Genomic DNA, 21,717 nt, shown 5'->3' with positions numbered 1-21,717 from the left:
TGCATAAAGTCTCTTTCTTGCTAGTATAACTCCCAGATGACAATTAATGCAGTATGGCAGCATGAGTATTCAAGTTAAAAGTATCAATAAATCTTACGGCGATACCCAAGTTTTACACGATGTCAGTTTTAATTGTGAAAGCGGTGAAACGCTGGTGTTACTCGGTCCAAGTGGTGCAGGGAAGAGCTCTCTACTACGTGTTCTTAACCTTCTTGAAGGCGCGGATAATGGGCAATTAAACATCGCTGATGACGCATTCGACTTTTCAACTGAAATCAAAGAGAAACAAGGTTTAGCGCTTCGTCGTAAAGTGGGCATGGTTTTCCAACAGTACAATCTATGGCCACACATGACAGTGATGGAGAACCTGATTGAGGCTCCGGTAAAAGTCTCTGGCATGGATAAAGAACAAGCGAAGAAGCAGGCAATGCAAATTCTCGCAACGCTGCATTTGGCAGACAAAGCGGATGCATGGCCGATGCAACTTTCTGGTGGTCAGCAACAACGTGTGGCGATAGCCCGTGCGCTGATGATGAAACCAGAAGTATTACTTTTTGATGAGCCTACCGCAGCGCTTGACCCTGAAATTACGAATCAAGTGGTCAAGATTATTAATGATTTAAGCGAAACGGGAATTACACAAGTTGTTGTGACCCATGAGGTGGATTTCGCCAAGAAAATCGCTAGCCATGTTCTATACCTAGAAAAAGGGCACATCGTAGAGCACGGTACGCACGACGCATTTGTTAATCCGCAAACCACTCAGTTTGCCGATTACCTAAATCACTAAATTACGTTTTTAAAGTTCAGTCTATTTAACAGATAAGCTCGGCTGTCATTGCGAGTGTCAGCCCACTAAGTACACACGGAGTATTGCAATGAAAAAGATTCTACTAGCTTCACTAATCGGTCTTGTCTCAGCGAACGCAGCAGCACAAGAAGAGATCAAATTTGCGATGGAAGCGACTTACGCACCGTTCGAATACATGGATGAAAACAACCAAATCCAAGGTTTTGATGTGGATCTGGCGAACGCACTATGTAAAGAAATGGAAGCAAAATGTACCTTCCACAACCAGTCTTTTGACAGCCTGATCCCTGCATTAAAATTCAAGCGTTATGATGCGGCTATCTCTGCAATGGATATTACTGATGCACGTTTGGAGCAAGTGAACTTTTCTGACCCTTACTACGACAACTCAGCAGCGTTTGTTTCTATCAAAGAAAAAGTGGCTGATCAAAAAGCACTAGAAGGTAAGCGTGTTGGTGTTCAAAACGGTTCAACACACCAAAGCTACCTGATTGAGCAAATGCCGGGCGTAACCGCGGTTCCTTACTCAAGCTACCAAGACGCGTTCATCGATATGAAAAATGGCCGTATTGATTCTGTATTCGGTGACACAGCAGTCGTAGCAGAATGGTTCAAGAAAGAAGACAACCTAGCTTACGTGGGTGAGCACGTCACTAACCCTAAATACTTCGGTAACGGTTTCGGTATCGCAGTAAACAAAGGTAACGACGAGCTAGTGAACAAGCTGAACACAGCACTGAAAACAGTGAAAGCAAACGGCGAATACGACGTAATCTACAACAAGTACTTCGGTAAGTAATATGGCACTAACGGGTTACTCTTTATCGCTTGTTCAAGCTAGTTGGATGACTGTCCAGCTAGCCTTCACAAGCCTATTAGTCGGTTTGATTCTGGCAGTGGTATTCGCCAGTGGTGAAATGTCTCGCCGCGTTTTCGTTAAATGGCCAATGACGGCGTTTGTGACGATTGTACGTGGCTTGCCAGAAATCCTTGTCGTGTTGTTCATCTATTTTGGTTCGACGCAGGTTCTGTTTTTAATCACCGGAGACTTTATAGAGGTTAGCCCGTTCTTGTCTGGCGTGGTGGCGTTGTCGTTAATCTTCGCTTCTTATGCTTCTCAAACTCTACGTGGCGCATTGAAAGCCGTTGGAAGAGGGCAAAGAGAGGCAGCAAGCGCACTCGGCATCAGTCAAGCACACGCTTTTGTTCGCATTGTTTTGCCACAAGCAGTAAGACATGCACTACCAGGTTTAACTAACCAATGGTTGGTTTTGCTGAAAGATACCGCGCTTGTATCACTGATTGGCGTAACGGATTTATTGAAGCAAGCACAGCTAACATCTGCAGCGACGCATGAAGCGTTTACATGGTACGCAACTGCTGCGGCGATTTACTTAGGCATTACTTTGATTACGCAACGTGCCGTAAAACTGATTGATAAGAAGTTCTCAATTCAAGGCATGAGTATGGGACAGGAGGCTACCGCATGAACGAACAACACGTTTGGCAAATGCTGGATGGCTTAGGCACTAGCCTTCAATTGACTGCCGCTTCTTTGGTGGTGGGCTGTCTCTTAGCTTTGATGATGACGCTGACTCTGATCTTACGTACTCCGGGTTTGCATTGGTTAAGTCGTGGCATCATCACCTTGTTTACTGGTACGCCTTTATTGGTGCAGATCTTCTTGGTGTACTACGGTCCGGGTCAGTTTGATGTCGTAAGAGAAAGCGTATTCTGGACATGGTTAAGCCAACCTTGGTTTTGTGCGATGTTAGCACTAGCACTAAATACCGCTGCATACAGCACTCAGTTGTTCAAAGGAGCGTTTAACGCGATTCCTTCCGGTCAATGGCAAGCGTGTCGTGCATTAGGCATGAACAAAACCGCAACACTGAAAGTGCTTCTGCCATACGCTATTCGCCGTGCTGTTCCGGCTTACTCGAACGAAGTGATTTTGGTCTTCAAAGGCACGTCACTAGCAAGCACGATTACGATCATGGATCTGATGGGTTATGCGCAGCGCATTAACGCACAAACCTACGATACGTTGACGGTATTTGGTATTGCAGGCGCATTTTATTTAACGGTAAATGGTGTGCTAACTCTCATTTTCCGTCAGGTAGAGAAGAAAGCATTGGCGTTCGAAGCCGCATAATCCTTCAATCAACACTCATCGTTTAGTTCCACAGTGCCTCTGCGAATGACTCTCTTGCAGGGGCATTTTTTATATTTGTCATGGCAAATTCCTCAAGTTCCACCAAACTTAATTCAACCCAATTGTATTGGTGGCATCATGGAAAGAAGACACTTTTTAGCACTGTGGACATTGTTGTTCGCCCCCTCTTTAAAAGCGAAAACACCAATGCGGTCGACGCCAGCACAAAAAGAAGGACCATTTTATCCAGTAGTGGATATTCCTCTTCGTCAAAACTTGATTCTGCAATCAGAAGGCTTGGTCGGTGAACCTATCGTGTTGCAAGGCAGAGTATTAGATACATCGGGAAACCCTGCCTCAGGCATCAGAGTAGAAATCTGGCAATGCGATGGGCAGGGTATTTACGATCATCCTAAGCAACCAAATAACGATAAGTTTGATGCTCACTTTGCTGGCTTTGGCGCAGTCGAAACTCAATCGGATGGTCGCTACTTGTTTCAGACCTTATACCCTGTACCTTATGCTTCTCGCCCACCGCACATTCACGTTAAGTTGTGGCGAGATAATCAAGAACTTCTGACCACTCAGTTGTACTTGAAAGGCAATACTGGCGATGAATGGTGGGGAGGCAAAGCCCGTGATTATCTACAGTTTGAAACTATACGAATCGACGGGCGGTTAACGGGCGAATTTAACTTTGTGATTGGCTAGCTAATCCGGCTAAGCCATTAACTCCACCAATTGCGCCAAGCATTCTTTATCCAGTATTGGATGAGGCTCGACACCCGTGACCAGCACAATATCCACGGAAGGCAGCGATGGCATATCGTTTAAGATCTCGAGATCATCGCTAACGCTAATACTGCCCATAGCGCCGATAGCCATGCCTGAACGTACAATCGCTCTTTGTGCCGATGCTGTATTGCAACACGCCAGTAGTTGATAAGGGGTACCACGTTTGGTTAATCCGTCTACCGCTGCCGCATGGTATTTGCAGTCGGTTTGGAAAAGGGCAAGAGGGAGAGGTTGGGCGGTCTCGATGTTAAAATCAGGGTGAGCAATCCACACGCCTTTGTCGCTTGCTAGCCAATAACCTTCTTCACTGTCCGGTGCTCTAGTCACAATAGCGGCGTCTAGCTTTCCTTCATCCAGCTTTTCTCTCAAGGTGATGCTGGGCTCACTGAAGACTTGAATCGAACACGTGGGTTCAGATTGTTGTAATACACGAATGACTTTAGGCAGGATATTGTCGTTGTAATCTTCTGGACAACCTAAGCGAAGAGGACGCTTATTTTCATAGCGTTTCACCTGTTTCAGCGCTTGATTATGCAAGCTGACTAGTTGCTCTGCATGAGAGCGTAGTGCCAATCCCGCTTCACTTAAGACAAGATTGCGACCTTCTTTTTCAAATAAGCTGACACTGAGCTCGTCTTCCAGCTTACGCATTTGTGCACTAAACGCTGATTGGGTGCGATTGATCTGCTTGGCAGCACGAGTGAAACTGCCCGTTTCTACAAAAGCAAGAAAGCTGCGCAACGCATCGATATCCATATCTAAAACTCATCCATCGTTTTTGTTGAAGTGTTCCATCAAAACTATCCGTTAGTCCCCTTAAATACAATCAGATATTGTGAATGGGTAATCAATACACGAACCGCATGGAGGCGTCATGAAACTGTTTATTGCTAACCAAAACTACTCAAGCTGGTCACTGCGCGCATGGCTGATCTTTTCTCAATTCAAATTGGATGTGGAAGTCACCAAGCTCAAGTTATTCACGGAAGATTTTTATAAGACCTTGGAAGATATTACACCAACGGCGAAAGTACCGGTCTTGATGGATGGCGATGCAACAGTGTGGGATTCATTAGCGATTTTGGAATACGTAAACGAGCAATATTTGCAAGGTAGAGCATGGCCAAGCAACTCTGCAGAAAGAGCTAAAGCACGCGCCATCGCTTCAGAAATGCATTCGGGTTTCTTTGATTTAAGAAACGAACTCCCAATGAATATCCGCGCGCGCAGAAAAGTCGATTTAACTGAAGGTGCACGTAAAGATATTGCTCGCATTGACGCTATTTGGGCAGAACAAGCCAAGCTGCATCCGAATGGTTGGCTATTTGGAGAATGGTCAATCGTCGATGCCATGTATGCACCAGTGGCATTGCGTTTCCAAACTTATGGCATCGAGTTATCGGAAGGTGCCAAAGCTTACCAACAGAAGGTGCTAGCAAGTGAATCTCTAAAGCAATGGTTGGAAGAGGCGAGTCAAGAAACGGATATCGTAGAAGAAGATGAAGCTGGGGTAGAGGTTTAACGGCACTAGAGCCTCACTTGATGTGAGGCTCTATTAAAAATAACTTATTTACCTTTCATACATTGCAGTACTTCTGTTCGCTCGAAATGATTTTCTTCTGCATAGCTCCCCATTAAACACCCTGTATAAAAGAGAAAAGCATTTTTCAAAGCGTCTTTACTGTCAAACTTGCCCTTTTGTTTTTTGATTTCTCGTGCCATTACTGCCTGGCAGCTCTTGGTGTAAGGCTCAAGAGCTTGTTCACATTTACTAGTACTATCGAACCCAAAACAGTGCTGAAAGGCGGTTTCTTTGCAAACATAACTAGAACCTTTACTGAATAAGTTTTGCATGACCACTGCTTCCTTGATTGAAGTGAGTTCTTTAGGATCATCCATATTGACTAGCTGGAAGGCTTTTTTTGCTACCACGCTATCGCGGTAAAGTATCTCGAGTTTCCAACGACCGGACACCAGCTCGCTTTTATCGCCGAAATACCACATCGCGAGGTTACGATCATGCTTAAACATGGTGTCAGGCCAAGTGGATTCGGTGAACCCTTTGCCCGTTTTAGGATCGACAATCTTTGGATGCGTCATCCGGACAGTAATTGGGAATTTGTTGGTTTTTGCAAGGCTAGGCTCTATTTCACCCTGTGCATTCTTGGGCAACGTAACCGAGTATCGAAAGCCAATGTATTGGCCGAGTTTTGGCATCACCATTTGTGTTGGAGTCACGGTGTACTCTTTTCCCTCTTGCGTTATTACACCACCTTCAATAATGCTGACACGAGGAGATAGTAGGTCTGAGATGTTTTTCTCTTCGCTTGCTTGAGAGGTCGTTGTTAGAGCAGCGGCATAAGGTGAACCCTCGACTGAAAACAGATCAAACTCATGACCTTCAGGCAATGTAATATCATAAAGTGGGTTGTTGAATGCTGTGAACTTCTTCAAGGCTAGTTGTTGAGTCAGGTCCAGTTTGGTCAATTTATTATTGTTTAGCTCTAGTGACGTTAAATTTGGGTTTTTACCCAATTGGAATTCGGTCAACTGGTTATAGTCTGCTTTGACTTCTTGCAACTGTGTCTGTTGGCTTAAGTCCAAACTGGTGAGCTTATTATTGCGCACGTTAAGGTGCTTAAGATTCGCGCTTTTCGACAAATCAATCTCTTGTAATTGGTTTGATTGAAGAGATACGTGCGAAAGCTTTGGGTTATGGCTTAAGTCGATCGTAGTTAGGCTGCCACTTCCAAGAAAGAGTGTCTTGAGTTCGGAGTTTTGGCTAACGTTAAGTTCTGTCAGTTTATGGGCTCTGAGTCCAAGGTCACGCAACCGTGATAGTTGGCGAACGTCTATTTCTGCAATAGGCATTTTGTATGCGTAGAGACTTTTCAGCTTCGAGTTCTTATTGATGTTGAGCTGTGTCAGGTTGTTTTCTGAAATAGTCAGAGTTTCAAGCTCTGGGTTATGAGATAGGTCGATATCTCTCAATTGGTTGTTCGCCAAGATCAGGCGTTTGAGCTTTGGATTATGTGTAGTATCGACGCTTCTAATATTGTTATTTAGAAGAATCAAGTGTTCTAGTGCAGGGAAAAATTTAATTTCTTCCACAGAACTAATGTTATTGTTGGAGCAGTCGAGTTCGGTCAAAATGTTTGGCGAAGACGCTTCGTAGCCGGAAAAGCAATCAGCAAAGTTTAGGTCGACGAACTGAATGTCACCAATGGTTTCTGGAGTGGAACCATAAGCAAAACCGGATAACGCCAAACTACTTGTTGCCATCACCATTTTACCGGATAACCAGATTAGGTTTACCACTGACGCCTTCATATATTAATCCTTTTCGAAGTATTTTCTTTTTAGTTTTAGGCGCTCAATTGCCTTGCCGTTAGTGAATGCTGTTTCGACAATGAATAGAGCAACAATGAATAGTTCTGCAGCAGTTTACGCAATCTCTCAAAATAAAACTGTAGGTAAGCTACCGGAACTATTAGCTTTTTCATCTAAATTTTTCGAATGGTGATGAAGGTAACGTCGGTGGGAGGGGGCATTTCGAAAGCAAATAAAGTAACGATGAATTGTGCAATGGGTGACAGGCAATATCTGTTTTTTGTAAAATTATCTGACCGTGATGAAAGTCGGTTATGTGACTCTTAGAGATGAGTCATAAAGACTTGAGACAAAAAATACGGAGTACAGATAACGGCGATAATATCCGTATCTCGCAGGCTTGTTGAGTCGCTGAGTACTCGTCTAGTTACCCAATTCACTTTTACCTTTTCTTCGTAAGTTAGCACTTAAATTACTCGTTAGATTCCAGTTCAGAAAAGGCTTAGTGCCTAACTAAACATTAAGGCGTCGCACTTCATCTCCTGCCTTTTTTACCATTCAAATCAAACCACTTAGCCTTTAATTAATGCGCTTCAATCATAGCTAAGATGCAAAGTATTCATTTTACTCATACGGTCAAATCAATAATATTTTTGTGGTTATCGAATAAGGACATTGGTTTTCATATCAAAAACACTTGTGGTGCGCTGACCGAACTGGAGGTGCCTTTGATATGAGAATTAATCTGTTAAAGGAAACTATTTATGGCTCAGTTAGTCGATGAAATTGCATTTCAATCAGGGGTCAAACTGCATAATCGTATCGTGATGGCACCGATGACGATTCAGTCTGCATTCTTTGATGGCGGCGTAACGCAAGAGATGATCAACTACTATGCAGCTCGTTCCGGTGATGCAGGGGCGATCATTGTCGAGAGTGCGTTTGTAGAGAATTACGGTCGTGCTTTCCCGGGTGCGCTGGGTATTGATACCGACAGCAAAATCGCAGGTTTAACCAAGCTTGCCGATGCGATTAAAGCAAAGGGCTCCAAAGCGATTCTGCAGATTTACCATGCCGGTCGTATGGCAAACCCTGAGTTCAATGGCGGACACCAACCGATTTCTGCAAGTCCTGTCGCTGCGCTGCGTGACAACGCTGAAACACCACTTGAGATGACCAAAGAACAAATCGAAGAGATGATCGAGCGCTTTGGTGATGCAGTAAACCGTGCAATCCTTGCTGGCTTCGATGGAGTTGAAATCCACGGCGCAAACACATACCTGATTCAGCAATTCTTCTCGCCACACTCAAACCGTCGTAACGACAAATGGGGTGGTAACATTGAAAGACGTACTTCCTTCCCATTAGCTGTACTTGCAAAAACTAAGCAAGTGGCTGAGCAACATAACAAATCTGATTTCATCATCGGTTACCGCTTCTCTCCTGAAGAGATTGAACAACCGGGCATCCGCTTTGATGACACCATGTTCCTGCTAGATAAGCTTGCGACTCACGGCTTGGATTACTTCCATTTCTCAATGGGTAGCTGGTTACGTAACTCAATTGTTACGCCAGAAGACCAAGAGCCGCTAATCGACAAATACCGTAAGCTTCAATCTGAAAGTGTTGCGAAAGTACCAGTGATTGGTGTTGGTGGTATTGCTCAGCGCAAAGATGCAGAAAATGCCCTAGAGCAAGGTTACGACATGGTTAGTGTCGGTAAAGGTTATTTGGTTGAACCTACTTGGGCAAACAAAGCGCTTAACGATGAAACTTGTGCTGAGTTCGCGGACATCGCGCAACAAGAAGCGCTGCAAATTCCAACACCACTTTGGGAAATCATGGACTACATGATTGTGGACAGCGCAGCAGAAGCATTGAAGCACCAACGCATCAAAGAACTGCAGAACGTTCCAATCAAATTTAACTCCGGTGAATACACGGCGTATGGTCGTGGTCACAATGGCGACTTGCCGGTTACCGTTACTTTCTCTGAAGATAAAATCCTCGACATTGTGGTGGACTCTTCAAAAGAATCGGACGGCATCGCAAACCCAGCGTTTGAACGTATTCCTCAACAAATTCTTGATGGTCAAACACTGAACATCGACGTGATTTCAGGCGCGACAGTCAGCAGCCAAGCAGTACTGGACGGCGTATCGAACGCGGTTGATCTAGCGGGCGGTAACTCAGAAGCACTGCGCTGCAAAGCCAAAGAAGCGGTGGCATGGTCATCGAAAACCATCGAAGAAACCGTGGATATCGTGGTTGTTGGTGGCGGCGGTGCTGGTTTGAGTGCAACGTTAACGGCGCTAGATAAAGGCAAGTCGGTTATTTTGCTTGAGAAGTTCCCTGCAATCGGTGGTAACACGGTGCGTACTGGCGGTTGGGTGAACGCGGCAGAACCAAATTGGCAAGGTGATTTCCCAGCACTTCCTGGCGAAAAAGAAACCTTGATGCTGCTAGCGAAAACAGCGGAATCCGAGTTTGCGGGTGAGTACCTTGAAGATTTCAAAGTGCTTAAAGCACAACTGGATGACTACTTTACAGACCTTGAGAACGGCAAGCAGTACTTGTTTGATTCTGTTGAGTTACACCGTATTCAAACCTACCTTGGCGGCAAACGTACCGACCTGAACGGTGAATCGATTTATGGTCAATACGATTTGGTTGAAACCTTAACATCTCGCTCTATGGAATCCATTGATTGGCTGAGTGAAAAGGGCATTGATTTTGACCGTAGCGTTGTTGAGATCCCAGTTGGTGCCTTGTGGCGTCGTGCACACAAACCTAAACGTCCAAAAGGCGTAGAGTTTGTCGACAAACTATCAAAGCGCATCCAAGAGCAAAACGGTCGCATCATTACTGACACACGTGCAACGGATTTGATGGTTGATAACGGTAAAGTGGTGGGCATCAAAGCGGTTCAAGCGGACGGTACAGAACTTATCCTTCATGTGAATCATGGTGTGGTGTTGGCTTCTGGTGGCTTCGGTGCAAACACTCAGATGATCAAAAAGTACAACACATACTGGAAAGAAATCGCGGATGACATCAAGACTACAAACTCACCAGCATTGGTTGGTGACGGCATCGAAATTGGTGAGAAAGCGGGCGCAGAATTAGTTGGTATGGGCTTTGTGCAATTAATGCCAGTTGGTGACCCTAAATCAGGTGCGTTGCTAACCGGTCTGATTGTGCCACCAGAGAACTTTGTGTTCGTGAACAAGCAAGGTAAGCGCTTTGTTGATGAGTGTGGTAGCCGTGACGTGCTTTCTGAGGCGTTCTTCGACAACGGTGGTCTGATCTACATGATTGCGGACGAGAACATTCGTCAAACCGCAGCGAATACATCAGATGAAACCATCGAACGCGAAATCAAAGAAGGCATCATTATTCAAGCTGACACGCTAGAAGAGTTGGCAGAGAAAATTGGCGTTCCGACGCAAGAGCTAACTAACACCATCGCACAATACAACGCTTGTGTGGATGCAGGACAGGATCCTGAGTTCCATAAGAGTGCATTCGGTTTGAAAGTGGAAAAAGCACCGTTCTACGCGACGCCACGTCAGCCTTCAGTTCACCATACAATGGGCGGCTTGAAGATTGATACTAAGGCGCGAGTGATTGGTAAAGATGGCGAAGTTATTCAAGGTCTGTACGCAGCGGGCGAAGTAACGGGTGGCATCCACGCGGGCAACCGCCTCGGTGGTAACGCGCTGATCGACATCTTCACTTATGGTCGTATCGCTGGTGAGAGTGCATCTGATCTTGTTTAAGCACTCATTCAAGAGCGAAACAGAGCAAGATAAGTAATCAATAAGAGGGGAGTGATGCTTCCCTCTTTTTCCGTATTTAGTGTTTGGAGAAATCGATGAGCACCAATAAATACAGCGCCAGATTTCAGATGATGGGCACCTTTATTGATGTGGTGGTGTATCACTCGAACGGTGAACAATTGATAAGAGAAGCTTACGACCAACTCGCCGATTACACAGAGCGATTTACGGTCAATCAACCAGACTCTGAGCTGATGTGCGTCAACCAAAATGCGGGTATTACACCGGTGGTGGTAGCGCAGGATCTATTTGACCTGATTAAGCTTGCTAAACAGCACAGTGAAGATACAAGAAACCCGTTTAACGTTGCAGTTGGTCCGCTTGTAAAAGCTTGGCGAATTGGTTTTAAGGATGCCAAAGTGCCGTCTCATGACTTGATTACCGACAAGTTATCCTTGGTCGATCCGACCAAGATCATTTTGAACGAAGATGACCATTCGGTGTTCTTAAGTCAAAAGGGCATGGAGATAGACTTGGGCGCGATTGCTAAAGGTTACTTCGCCGATCAGGTAAAGAACAAACTGGTTGAAGCAGGCGTACAAAGTGGTTTTATCAGTTTGGGTGGGAACGTACTGACCATCGGTCATTCGCCAGTTAACAGCAACAAAGCATGGAATGTGGGCATTCAGAACCCATTATCAGAGCGTGGTGACGTCGTTCGCGTCGTACCTTTACAAGGCATGTCGATGGTGACATCGGGTATCAATGAGCGATTTTTTGAATCCAACGGGCAGCGTTATCATCACTTGTTGGATGCCAAAACGGGAATGCCAATCTCAACCGATATCGCCAGTTTGACGACTATCTCTCGCCTGTCTGTCGATGGTGAAATTTGGAGTACCGCAGGCTTTTTATCAAGCGTAGAAGAATCGATGTCTTATTTAAATCAGCAACAGGGTATCGAGGCAGTGGTTGTTTCAAAACAAGGTGAAGTGCACGTCACACAGGGGCTGATGGATTATAAAGGCTGTATTTTATTGCGCGAAGAGTCAGTTCTGGAAGAGTAAGGTGAGGCAGAGATTCAAACCTGCCTCGTATCATTAACTTATCGCGTTAGCGTTAATCGTCCGCACCGCATTTAGAGCACTCTTCGTACGTGCGTTCGCCTTCACTGATCACAACATAGCTACCCACACATTGGTCACATAGTGCCAGTTTTGGGTAGGCAATTTTCTCTTTCTTAGACGCCGTGTCACCTTCAGTTACGTAGTATTTTCGCATTGTCATGATTCATCAGTTGGAACAAGGGCGGCATTATATCCGTAATTGAAATTCGCTGGTGGATTTCTTCGTATCGAAGGCAAATTTTTCTACATAAAAACAGCAGTTGGATTGTTTATCCATTCATTAGACTGTCAACATACTAACGTATCTACATGTTTTGATAGCTCGGTCCGCCGCCACCTTCTGGTGCTTTCCATGTGATGTTTTGCGAAGGATCTTTGATGTCACAGGTTTTGCAATGCACACAGTTTACGGCATTGATTTGGAACATTCGCTCGCCTTCCACTTCTACCACTTCATAAACGCCAGCAGGGCAGTAACGTTGACTCGGCTCATCAAACTTCTTCAAATGGACTTGAATCGGAATATGAGGATAGGCGAGCTGCAAGTGACAAGGCTGATTTTCTTCGTGTTGTGTACCAGACAAAAATACTGATGAGGGTTTATCGAAGCTGATTACACCATCTGGTTTCGAGTATTGAATAGGTTGGCACTCATCAATTGGTTTCAGCTGTTCATGATCGTGCGAAGGATCTGTGATTGTCCACGGTATTGGTTTCTTAACCAGAGGCTGCCACAGGTTGTGTTCGAAGGTGGAAAGTGCGCCGCCGAGTACACTGCCGAATTTGTGAATGTTCGCACCAAAGTTGCGTGTGTCACTAAGCTCTTCATACAACCATGAATCTTCAAACTTGGTTTGGTAATCCGGTTCCGAATTGGATTGTGTGAATGCTTCAGCAATGGCTTCTGCGGCTAATAAACCGGATTTCATCGCAGTATGGCTGCCTTTGATTTTGGCGACGTTCAAAGTACCTGCATCACAGCCAATCAATAGACCGCCGGGGAATTTCTGTCTCGGTAGAGAAGACAACCCACCTTTTGCAATGGCTCTTGCGCCGTAAGCGATGCGTTGAGCGCCTTTCAAATGTTGTTTGATAGCTGGGTGGTGTTTAAAGCGTTGAAATTCGTCAAACGGACTCAAGTAAGGATTGCTGTAGTTCAAGTCGACAATAAGCCCAACGGCGATTTGGTTGTTTTCCATGTGGTAGAGAAAACCGCCACCCGTGGTGTTGGATTCACTCAGTGGATACCCAGCAGAGTGAATCACGCTGCCTGATTGATCTTTGGCATCGGCAGGTAACTCCCAAATCTCTTTAAGCCCGAGTGCATAATGTTGCGGTTGTTTATCATCGTCTAAACCAAATCGTTGGATGAGCTCTTTACCTAAATGACCTCGGCACCCCTCAGCGAATACGGTGTATTTGGCTTTTAGCTCAATACCAGCTTCAAAGTTGGGTTTGGCTTCTCCTTTTTTGTCCAAGCCCATGTCGCTGGTGTTTACCCCTGTAACAGCGCCAAATGCATCGTAGTTAATCGTGGATGCAGCGAAACCGGGATAGACCTCAACGCCAAGCGATTCTGCTTGTTCTGCTAACCAACGACATAAGTTCGCCAAGCTGATGACGTAGTTGTTTTCATTATTATGCATTGGGTTGGGGGTAAGAAAGTGGGGAACACGAACGTGATTAAGTTCTGTGGTTAGATACAAGAAGGCATCGTTTTTTACAGCGGCGGAAAGAGGCGCGCCCATGCTTCGCCAATCAGGAAAGAGTTCACCTAATGCGCGCGTTTCGAATACCGCGCCAGATAAGATATGTGCACCAACTTCTGAACCTTTCTCTACCACACAAATAGATAGTGGTTCACCTTCACGCTCTTGGTTGAGTTGCGCTAAGCGGCATGCTGCACTCAAACCTGCAGGTCCGGCGCCAACAATCACCACATCAAATTCCATGCATTCTCTTTCCATCTTCTTGCTTCCTTTATGCGAAACCTTTCTTTGTGTTTCAGGTGCTTCTTCTATTACGCAGTGCTCGTATAAAGAACTATAGTCCAGTTGACGTAAACGTAAACTAAACTAAGCTCAAATGGTAACGTCATAGGGCGTGATAAAGATTTTGAGTGACAATGTCACAATGCATTTTTTGTTAGCAAGGTAATGAAAAAGCAGAGCTTTAACACCAATCTTTGTCACGCATGACCCAATTGCTAGGACGCGTATCGCTTTGCGATCTGCTAGGAGGGAATGTGAAAGTACTGGTTGCGATTAAACGTGTAATTGACCCTTACGTTAAAGTAAGAGTGAAATCTGATGGTTCCGGTGTGGAAACCAACAACGTGAAAATGACGATGAACCCATTCTGTGAAATTGCGGTGGAAGAGGCTGTTCGCCTTAAAGAAGCTGGGGTAGCAGAAGAGGTGTTAGTGGTGTCGATTGGTGACGCCAGTTGTCAGGAACAATTGCGCTCAGCGCTCGCATTAGGTGCGGATCGTGCGATTCATATTGATGTTGAACAGTCACCAGAACCGCTTGCGGTCGCGAAGTTACTCAAAGCTGTGATGGAGCAAGAGCAGGCTCAATTGGTGCTTCTGGGTAAACAGTCAATCGATACGGATAACAACCAAGTCGCGCAAATGATGGCGGCACTGACGAATCGTCCGCAGGGGACATTTGCTTCGGAAGTGAAAGTAGAAGGGGAAACGGTTCTGGTTACGCGAGAGATCGACGGTGGCTTAGAGACGCTCAAACTGGATTTGCCTGCGATCATTAGTACGGATTTACGTTTGAATGAACCGCGTTACGCCTCGCTACCGAATATCATGAAAGCGAAGAAGAAGCCGCTATCGGTGATGACGCCAGACTTCTTTGGTGTGAGTGTTGAGCGCTCTCAGCAAGTACTAGAAGTCATGACGCCACCTGCCCGTAAAGCCGGTGAGATGGTTGGCAGTGTGAGTGAGTTAGTCGACAAGCTCAAAAATGAAGCGAAAGTGATTTAGGAGGCATAACCATGGAAAACAAACCGTTAGCAACCTTGGTCGTTGTGGAGCATGATAACCAATCACTTTCAGTAGATACATTACGTGCGTTGAGTGCAGCTTCTCAAATTCAACAAGACGGTGCCTCTTTGCCTGTCACCGCCTTGTTAGTCGGACATCAGTCCAGCTCGGTTTTAAATGAGTTGAAGTGTGCAGAGGGCATCTCACAGATCATTGCGATTGATGCTGCTGAATATCAGCATGCATTGGCAGAAAACTTGTCGACCTTGATTGCTGAAGTTGGTCGGGACTATTCGCACATCCTAGCTCCTGCGAGTACCTTCGGTAAGAACTTGATGCCCCGAGTCGCTGCCTTACTGGATGTTGGGCAGTTGTCAGATGTGATTGCAATTGAATCGCTCGATACGGTTGTTCGCCCCATCTATGCCGGTAATGCGTTAGCCAGAGTTCGTTCGGACGATACCACCAAAGTGATGACGATTCGGAGCTCAGCGTTTGACGCAATTGCTGTATCTGATTCACCGGTAGTCGAGAATGTCGTGACGTTAGAAACAGTCATTAAGGCAGAGCATAGTGAGTTTGTTTCACAGCAAAAAGCGGAAAGCGAAAGACCAGAGCTACCGGCGGCAAACGTTGTTGTCTCGGGTGGTCGAGGGTTAGGCAGTAAAGAGAATTTCGCGCTGGTGGAACAGCTTGCCGACAAGCTTGGTGGCGCAATTGGCGCATCACGCGCTGCGGTAGACGCAGGTTTTGTGTCTAACGATTTGCAAGTTGGTCAGACGGGTAAGATTGTCGCGCCTCAACTGTACATTGCCGTGGGTATTTCCGGTGCAATTCAACATTTGGCAGGGATGAAGGACTCTAAGGTGATTGTGGCGATCAACAGTGATCCTGAAGCACCAATCTTCCAAGTCGCAGACTATGGTTTGGTTGGTGATTTGTTTGAGATTATGCCGGAATTATTGGAGAAGGTTTAAGTTAGGTATTTGTCGGGCGCCGTTCCCTACAGCGAAGAATGAGCGAGTAGGGAGTCTCTTCTTGCTCACTACTTTAAGTCGTCATTCTGAACAGCGAGGAACGAGTGTGATTCAGAATCTATTGTCAAAGTGCGCGGTTAGTTTATTGCTATAAAGGTGCTTCAGCTTTCGTTGTTATTAGATTCCTAGTCGTGCTTAGGCTTGCTGGAATGACGCGCTAGAGTTTCCTAAGAAGAATCAGGTTTTTAAGGCGCTTTTTGCTGAGTGCAGACAAAACAGCGTAATTCCCTAGAGTGAAGAATGAACGAGTAGGGAATCTCTTCTTGCTCACTACTTTAAGTCGTCATTTTGAACAGCGAGGAACGAGCATGATTCAGAATCTATTGTCAAAGTGCGCGGTTAGTTTATTGCTATAAAGGTGCTTCAGCTTTTGTTGTCATTAGATTCCTAGTCGCGCCTAGGCTTGCTGGAATGACGCGCTAGAGTTTCCTTTTGAAAATCAGATTCTTGAGGCGATTTTTGCAGAGTGCAGACCAAACAGCGTAATTCCTTAAAATGAAGAATAAACGGGCAGGGAATCCCTTCTTGCTCACTACTTTAAGTCGTCATTCTGAACAGCGAGGAACGAGCGTGATTCAGAATCTGCTATCAAAGTGCGCTTTGGGCTCATTGCTACGAAAGCCCTTCGGTGTTCGTTGTTCTTAGATTCCTAGTCGCGCTTAGGCTTGCTGGAATGACACGCTAGATTTTCCTAGGAAGAATTAGGTTGTTAAGGCGCTTTTTGCTGAGTGCAGACCAAACAGCGTCAATCCCTAGAGCGAAGAATGAGCGAGTAGGGAATCCCTTCTTGCTCACTACTTTAAGTCGTCATTCTGAACAGCGAGGAACGAGCGTGATTCAGAATCTGTTATCAAAGTGCGCTGTGGGCTCATTGCTGCGAAAGACCTTCGGTGTGCGTTGTTCTTAGATTCCTAGTCGCGCCTAGGCTTGCTGGAATGACGCGCTAGAGTTTCCTTATGAAAATCAGATTCTTGAGGCGATTTTTGCAGAGTGCAGACCAAACAGCGTAATTCCTTAAAATGAAGAATAAACGGGCAGGGGATCTCCTTCTTGCTCGCTACTTTTAGTCGTCATTCTGAACAGCGAGGAACGAGCGTGATTCAGAATCTATTGCCAAAGTTCGCGGTTAGTTTGTTGCTATGAAGGTGCTTCAGCTTTTGTTGTCATTATATTCCTAGTCGCGCTAGAGTTTCTTTCTAAGAATCAAGTCTTTAGTACGCTTTTTGCTGAGTGAAAACCAAACAACGTCATTCCCTAGAGTGAAGAATGAACGAGTAGGGAATCTCTCTTTAAATTCACTCTCAAACAAAAGGGCTTCCATTCGGAAGCCCTTTATTATTTATGACAAACGTTCTCTAAACACTTGGTTTTCTCAAGTGTTCTGCCAGCACTTTTGTGAACCTTGCCGCTTCGCCGCCAGTACATGCTCGGTGGTCAAACGTAATCGACAGCGGCATGGCTTTCACTGCTACAGCTTGTCCGTCTCGAATTACAACCTTCTCAATGATTCGACCCGCACCGACAATCGCAACTTGTGGCGGCGTGACCACAGGCGTTGCGTAAATGCCTGCAATTGCGCCAAAGTTTGAGAGCGTAATGGTGGCGTGTTGCAACTGCTCACGACCGATCTTACGTTCGCGTATGCCTTGTACGGTTTGGTCCAACCAACGACGTACTTCTTGAGGCTCATATTCATCGGCGTGTCGTAGAACAGGCACGTACAAACCATGTCGGCTGTCTACGGCAATACCGATGTTCACCGTGCTGTGGACACAACGCGTCATGGTCTCAGCATCAAACCATGCATTCATGGCGGGTTCTTCCTGACACGCATGTACAATGGCTTGAACCAGACGAATACTGATGTCTTCACCTTGCTTCCAGCCTTCCAAGACGGCTTCTTCTGTAATGGTGACCGCTGCGACATTGTGATGGGATTCCGCCATGGTCGACACCATGGTTCGGCGCGCGCCTTTGAGTACTTCTGTGCCGGGGCGTTGTTTGCCTGCTTCATCGTAGATATCGGCATCGACGATCAAACCATCCGGACCACTGCCTTTAACTAACTCTAAATCCACACCCAGTTTCTTCGCTAATAAGCGAGCAGAAGGTAGCGCAGTAATGAGGTTATCAGGCGATGGGTTGTGTTCGCCCCCAATCCAGAAATCGTCCACATTTACGCTGTGTGCATGTTGGGAGACATTACCAACCACCGTTGCTGCATCGGCAGTTTGTTTCTGTTCGGAGACGGTTTGTTCTGCGCCCGTTTCATCGATTTCAAGAAGTAGAGCACCAATGTTGATTACGTCGCCTTCTTCGCCATGACGACTCACGATACGACCGCCATAAGGCGCAGGGACGTCCACGGTTGCTTTTGCGGTTTCAACGGTAAGCACCACTTGATCGAGCTTGACCATATCGCCGACACTGATATGCCATTTCACAATTTCTGACTCAGCGAGACCTTCGCCGAGATCGGGTAAGTTAAACGTCTTCATTTCCAATCCTCCACGAGTTCGCGCGCGGCGAGCACAATGTCTTCTTCCTGAATCATGTAATAATCTTCGTTGCGGTAGTACGGCATGATGGTATCCATACCTGTGACACGTTTTGGTGGCGCTTTGAGTAGGCACATGGCATGTTCTGCGGTTCTGGCTAACAACTCTGAGCCGACACCACAGGTTTTGCTGGCTTCATGGACCACCAAGAGGCGTCCGGTTTTCTCTAGCGAACGGAAGATGGTCGCGGTATCAATGGGTTTAATGCTGGCTAAATCAATCACCTCAACTTCGATACCTTGATTGGACAGCGTTTGAGCCGCTTGCAGTGATTCGACAACACTCGCTCCCCAAGTCACTAACGTAATGTCGCGACCTTTGCGAAGGGTAAAGCAAGTATCCAGAGGTAGCGCTTCGCCATTATCTACCACTTCAGATTTCACTGTGCGATAGATACGTTTTGGCTCAAAGAACATCACCGGATCGTTGCTACGAATAGCTGCTAGGAGCAAACCATAAGCGCGTTGCGGTGATGAAGGAATCACAACCTTAAAACCTGCAGTGTGAGCAAATAACGCTTCGACGCTTTCGGAGTGATGCTCTGGTGCGTGAATACCGCCACCAAAGGGCGCGCGGAACACGGCAGGGCAAGTGAGTCGACCACGAGTACGGTTACGCATTCGTGCTGCGTGACACATTAAATGCTCCAGTGCAGGGAAGACAAAGCCTTGGAATTGAAACTCTGCCACAGGTCGTAAACCTTGCGTTGCCATACCGACAGTGACACCGCCAATAAGTGCTTCAGCTAAAGGTGTGTCGATAACGCGCTTAAGACCGTATTTTTGCTTAAGCCCGACAGTGGCGCGGAATACACCGCCGTTGTCACCGACATCTTCGCCAAGGACGATGACATTCGGATCGTGTTCCATTTCATGGTGCAGTGCGAGGTTCACTGCTTCAACTAACGTGAGTTCAGCCATGTTTCCCTCCCTGCATTCGCATTGCTTTGTTGATTAGCTCATCCCTTTGCGCATGAAGCTCTTGGGGTAGGGATTCATAAAGGAAATCGAAGCCCGTTTCAGGCGCTTGATTCGGCATGTTGAGATAACGTTCAACGGCGATTTCTACTTGTTCTTTACAGTGGGCTTGCCACTCTTGCTCTTTCTCGTTACTCCAAACGCCTTGATTGGTGAGAAAAGCTTTAAGTCGACGAACGGGTTCATATTGCCAAGCCGTTTGAACCTCGTCCTCGTTACGATAGCGAGTCGCGTCGTCGGCGGTGGTGTGGTCGCTCAAGCGGTAACTTACTGCTTCAATTAACGTCGCGCCTTTGCCTTTTCTGGCTCGTTCGAGGGCAGTCATTGTTGCATCAAACACCGCAACGACATCGTTGCCATCCACCGTAATTCCGGGGATACCAGCGCCTTTGGCTTTCTCTGAGAGAAATTCCGCGGCACATTGCAAACTGCGCGGCACGGAGATCGCCCATTGGTTATTGTTCACCACAAAGACTAATGGGATGTTCCATGCGCCCGCACAGTTAATGGATTCAAGGAAGTCACCTTTGGAAGTGCCGCCATCGCCGCACATTACCAAAGCCGCATCGTGATTGCCTTGGATTTTCAGTGCTGCTGCAACACCAACGGCATGGGTGCACTGAGTAGCGATTGGGACACAGAAGGGGAGGTCTTTGCTAGGAAAAGGGCTGCCTTCAGGAGCGAAGTCGCTGCCGCGTTCATCGCCTCCCCAGTATTGCAGGTTCTTTTCCATTCCTATACCACGACACCACATGGCGGGCATATCGCGATAATAAGGAACAAACACATCACTGGCTTTTAGCGCTCTGCCTACCGCTATCCCAACGGCTTCCGAGCCAAGGTGCGATGGGTAGGTGCCTAATTTACCAGTGCGTTGCAGGGCAACGGCTTTGTTATCGTAGGTGCGAGTTAATATCATGTCTTGATAAAACCCGACCAATATTTCGAGATCAGCCCAGTTGGGTAGTTGGCTGACGAGGTTCCCATCATGGTCGATAAACCGATGCATGGGTAATGCCTGAACGTTCATCTCAAGCTCCTTTTGACGCTGCGGGTCTTTTGGACTGCAGCTGCTCATTGTTTCGATCTCAGCCTGTATGGGTACTCAGGCTTTGATATCAGCGCAAAAGGTCATACCTAGGATTGCAGTTGTTTTGATAGTTATCGACGCTTTTGGTGCTCGTCTCCCTAACAAAAGTGTGTTCTGGTAAAACACAAGGCGTCATTTATTACTGCTGTTTACACCGCCTAATCCAGTGATGAATCTTGGTATAACCAGATACAGTAAGTGTAAACAAATTGTTAAATTATGCTTTAGTTTGAGTTGTAACCCACAGTAAAGTTTCGCTTACACCGTACTTTTCTAGGATAAAACACTGCTTTTTTGAATTGTACGTTTTCGAAGTTGAAGGGAATCACTGAGTTTGACAGGAAATTTGTAATAAAATTATGCTGTAAAATTCGACAGGTTGAGTGATTTATCAACCATATCCGCGCAGATCCAGTAACACGTTAATCTCTCCGTCACGCTTTGACGATAGATTTGAATTTGTCGCTTCCCTCGATAGTTGAATGCAGGTAGTGTGGCGACTAATGAAAGTCAGTGATACGCATGGAGAAGTTATGTACCACATTCATGTTTACTTCCCGCTTCAGCAGCAGGATAAAGCTCAAGCCTTGAATGAGATCATTCGTCAAGAACGCCAAGATGTTTTGCGCGTTTTCCCTTTAGTGTGCAAGTTGGTTGGTCCACATAAGATGCCGATGTTTGAGCTGCATGTTGAATCGATAAGTGATGAGTTCATCGCATGGCTTGATACCATTCGTGGCAGCTTTTCGGTTTTGATTCATCCTGTCAGTGATAACGAGCTGCGTGATCATACCGAGCGTGCGATTTGGTTAGGTCGTGAGCTTGGCGTGTTTGAAGAAAAGCTCGAAGCATAATTCGTTTGGGTAGACCGTTTCTTTCCCTCCTGTTTGGTCTATCCAGATTCAGCAATTCCGTCCATCGTGTGCTAAACCTTAATAACGGTAGTGATAAAGTCGTCACTGCCGTTTTGAGTACATTTATGATGTTTAACAATGCATTAAAACAAGATTAAGCACAAAACCAGGGAAGTGCAGTTTACGACCCCAACGCCATTGGCAGTGGA

General features: G+C 46.1%; 18 protein-coding genes. 11 read left to right on the top strand and 7 right to left on the bottom strand.

The genetic code is table 11. The features are described from left to right. Window positions 1–61: 61 nt before the first annotated feature. From artP to MHO32_RS13820, 5 genes are all read left to right on the top strand, one after another. Complete coding sequence (artP, locus tag MHO32_RS13840) at window positions 62–790, top strand: arginine ABC transporter ATP-binding protein ArtP (protein ID WP_101905864.1); 729 nt, start codon at window positions 62–64, stop codon at window positions 788–790. Window positions 791–878: 88 nt separating this feature from the next. Next, on the top strand, window positions 879–1,610 hold the full coding sequence (locus tag MHO32_RS13835; protein ID WP_005443853.1) for an arginine ABC transporter substrate-binding protein: 732 nt from the start codon (window positions 879–881) through the stop codon (window positions 1,608–1,610). Between the two features lies 1 nt (window position 1,611). Then, complete coding sequence (gene artQ, locus MHO32_RS13830) at window positions 1,612–2,301, top strand: arginine ABC transporter permease ArtQ (protein WP_005388570.1); 690 nt, start codon at window positions 1,612–1,614, stop codon at window positions 2,299–2,301. After that, complete coding sequence (gene artM / locus MHO32_RS13825) at window positions 2,298–2,966, top strand: arginine ABC transporter permease ArtM (RefSeq protein ID WP_009696340.1); 669 nt, start codon at window positions 2,298–2,300, stop codon at window positions 2,964–2,966. Before artQ ends, artM begins: the two co-directional genes overlap by 4 nt. 138 nt (window positions 2,967–3,104) lie before the next feature. Further along, window positions 3,105–3,677: a protocatechuate 3,4-dioxygenase gene (locus MHO32_RS13820; protein WP_239212510.1), complete on the top strand. Its 573-nt coding sequence runs from the start codon at window positions 3,105–3,107 to the stop codon at window positions 3,675–3,677. A 9-nt stretch (window positions 3,678–3,686) separates the two neighbouring features. Here MHO32_RS13820 and MHO32_RS13815 read toward each other — a convergent pair whose 3' ends face one another. Beyond that, window positions 3,687–4,517, bottom strand: coding sequence for a LysR family transcriptional regulator (locus MHO32_RS13815; RefSeq protein WP_239212508.1), 831 nt, complete (start codon window positions 4,515–4,517; stop codon window positions 3,687–3,689). Between the two features lie 118 nt (window positions 4,518–4,635). Here MHO32_RS13815 and MHO32_RS13810 point away from each other — a divergent pair, with 118 nt between their 5' ends. Beyond that, window positions 4,636–5,283, top strand: coding sequence for a glutathione S-transferase family protein (locus MHO32_RS13810; protein ID WP_239212506.1), 648 nt, complete (start codon window positions 4,636–4,638; stop codon window positions 5,281–5,283). Between the two features lie 44 nt (window positions 5,284–5,327). Here MHO32_RS13810 and MHO32_RS13805 read toward each other — a convergent pair whose 3' ends face one another. After that, window positions 5,328–7,091 carry a leucine-rich repeat domain-containing protein gene (locus MHO32_RS13805; RefSeq protein WP_239212504.1) on the bottom strand — a complete coding sequence of 588 codons (1,764 nt, stop codon included), beginning with the start codon at window positions 7,089–7,091 and terminating at the stop codon, window positions 5,328–5,330. A 764-nt stretch (window positions 7,092–7,855) separates the two neighbouring features. Between MHO32_RS13805 and MHO32_RS13800 the strand changes: the two genes are divergently transcribed. Further along, the gene (locus tag MHO32_RS13800) at window positions 7,856–10,870 is read left to right on the top strand and encodes a flavocytochrome c (RefSeq protein ID WP_239212503.1); all 3,015 of its coding nucleotides are present in this window, start codon (window positions 7,856–7,858) and stop codon (window positions 10,868–10,870) included. A 95-nt stretch (window positions 10,871–10,965) separates the two neighbouring features. Then, window positions 10,966–11,937, top strand: coding sequence for an FAD:protein FMN transferase (locus MHO32_RS13795; protein WP_239212502.1), 972 nt, complete (start codon window positions 10,966–10,968; stop codon window positions 11,935–11,937). Window positions 11,938–11,989: 52 nt separating this feature from the next. Here MHO32_RS13795 and MHO32_RS13790 read toward each other — a convergent pair whose 3' ends face one another. After that, window positions 11,990–12,157 carry a hypothetical protein gene (locus tag MHO32_RS13790; protein ID WP_239212516.1) on the bottom strand — a complete coding sequence of 56 codons (168 nt, stop codon included), beginning with the start codon at window positions 12,155–12,157 and terminating at the stop codon, window positions 11,990–11,992. Window positions 12,158–12,302: 145 nt separating this feature from the next. Further along, on the bottom strand, window positions 12,303–13,964 hold the full coding sequence (locus MHO32_RS13785) for an electron transfer flavoprotein-ubiquinone oxidoreductase (RefSeq protein ID WP_239212501.1): 1,662 nt from the start codon (window positions 13,962–13,964) through the stop codon (window positions 12,303–12,305). 278 nt (window positions 13,965–14,242) lie between these two features. Between MHO32_RS13785 and MHO32_RS13780 the strand changes: the two genes are divergently transcribed. Next, on the top strand, window positions 14,243–14,992 hold the full coding sequence (locus tag MHO32_RS13780) for an electron transfer flavoprotein subunit beta/FixA family protein (RefSeq protein ID WP_017190887.1): 750 nt from the start codon (window positions 14,243–14,245) through the stop codon (window positions 14,990–14,992). Window positions 14,993–15,003: 11 nt separating this feature from the next. After that, window positions 15,004–15,969: an electron transfer flavoprotein subunit alpha/FixB family protein gene (locus tag MHO32_RS13775; RefSeq protein WP_239212500.1), complete on the top strand. Its 966-nt coding sequence runs from the start codon at window positions 15,004–15,006 to the stop codon at window positions 15,967–15,969. 1,415 nt (window positions 15,970–17,384) lie between these two features. On the opposite strand, the gene MHO32_RS13770 is transcribed toward MHO32_RS13775, so the two are convergent. From MHO32_RS13770 to pdhA, 3 genes are read right to left on the bottom strand one after another with little or no spacing between them, the layout of a single operon-like run. Beyond that, window positions 17,385–18,527 carry a dihydrolipoamide acetyltransferase family protein gene (locus MHO32_RS13770; RefSeq protein WP_039974218.1) on the bottom strand — a complete coding sequence of 381 codons (1,143 nt, stop codon included), beginning with the start codon at window positions 18,525–18,527 and terminating at the stop codon, window positions 17,385–17,387. Then, on the bottom strand, window positions 18,524–19,507 hold the full coding sequence (locus tag MHO32_RS13765; RefSeq protein WP_239212499.1) for an alpha-ketoacid dehydrogenase subunit beta: 984 nt from the start codon (window positions 19,505–19,507) through the stop codon (window positions 18,524–18,526). The genes MHO32_RS13770 and MHO32_RS13765 overlap by 4 nt, the downstream gene beginning before the upstream one ends. Then, window positions 19,500–20,594: a pyruvate dehydrogenase (acetyl-transferring) E1 component subunit alpha gene (pdhA, locus tag MHO32_RS13760; protein WP_239212498.1), complete on the bottom strand. Its 1,095-nt coding sequence runs from the start codon at window positions 20,592–20,594 to the stop codon at window positions 19,500–19,502. The genes MHO32_RS13765 and pdhA overlap by 8 nt, the downstream gene beginning before the upstream one ends. Window positions 20,595–21,187: 593 nt before the next feature. Between pdhA and MHO32_RS13755 the strand changes: the two genes are divergently transcribed. After that, window positions 21,188–21,508 carry a DOPA 4,5-dioxygenase family protein gene (locus tag MHO32_RS13755; protein WP_239212496.1) on the top strand — a complete coding sequence of 107 codons (321 nt, stop codon included), beginning with the start codon at window positions 21,188–21,190 and terminating at the stop codon, window positions 21,506–21,508. Window positions 21,509–21,717: the final 209 nt, after the last annotated feature.

Origin of the sequence: Vibrio sp. MMH1-50, assembly GCF_022347645.1 — a bacterium.
GTDB lineage: Bacteria > Pseudomonadota > Gammaproteobacteria > Enterobacterales > Vibrionaceae > Vibrio > Vibrio harveyi.
Note: the sequence above shows the minus strand (reverse complement) of the source record. Positions and strands in the feature narration are given on the sequence as shown.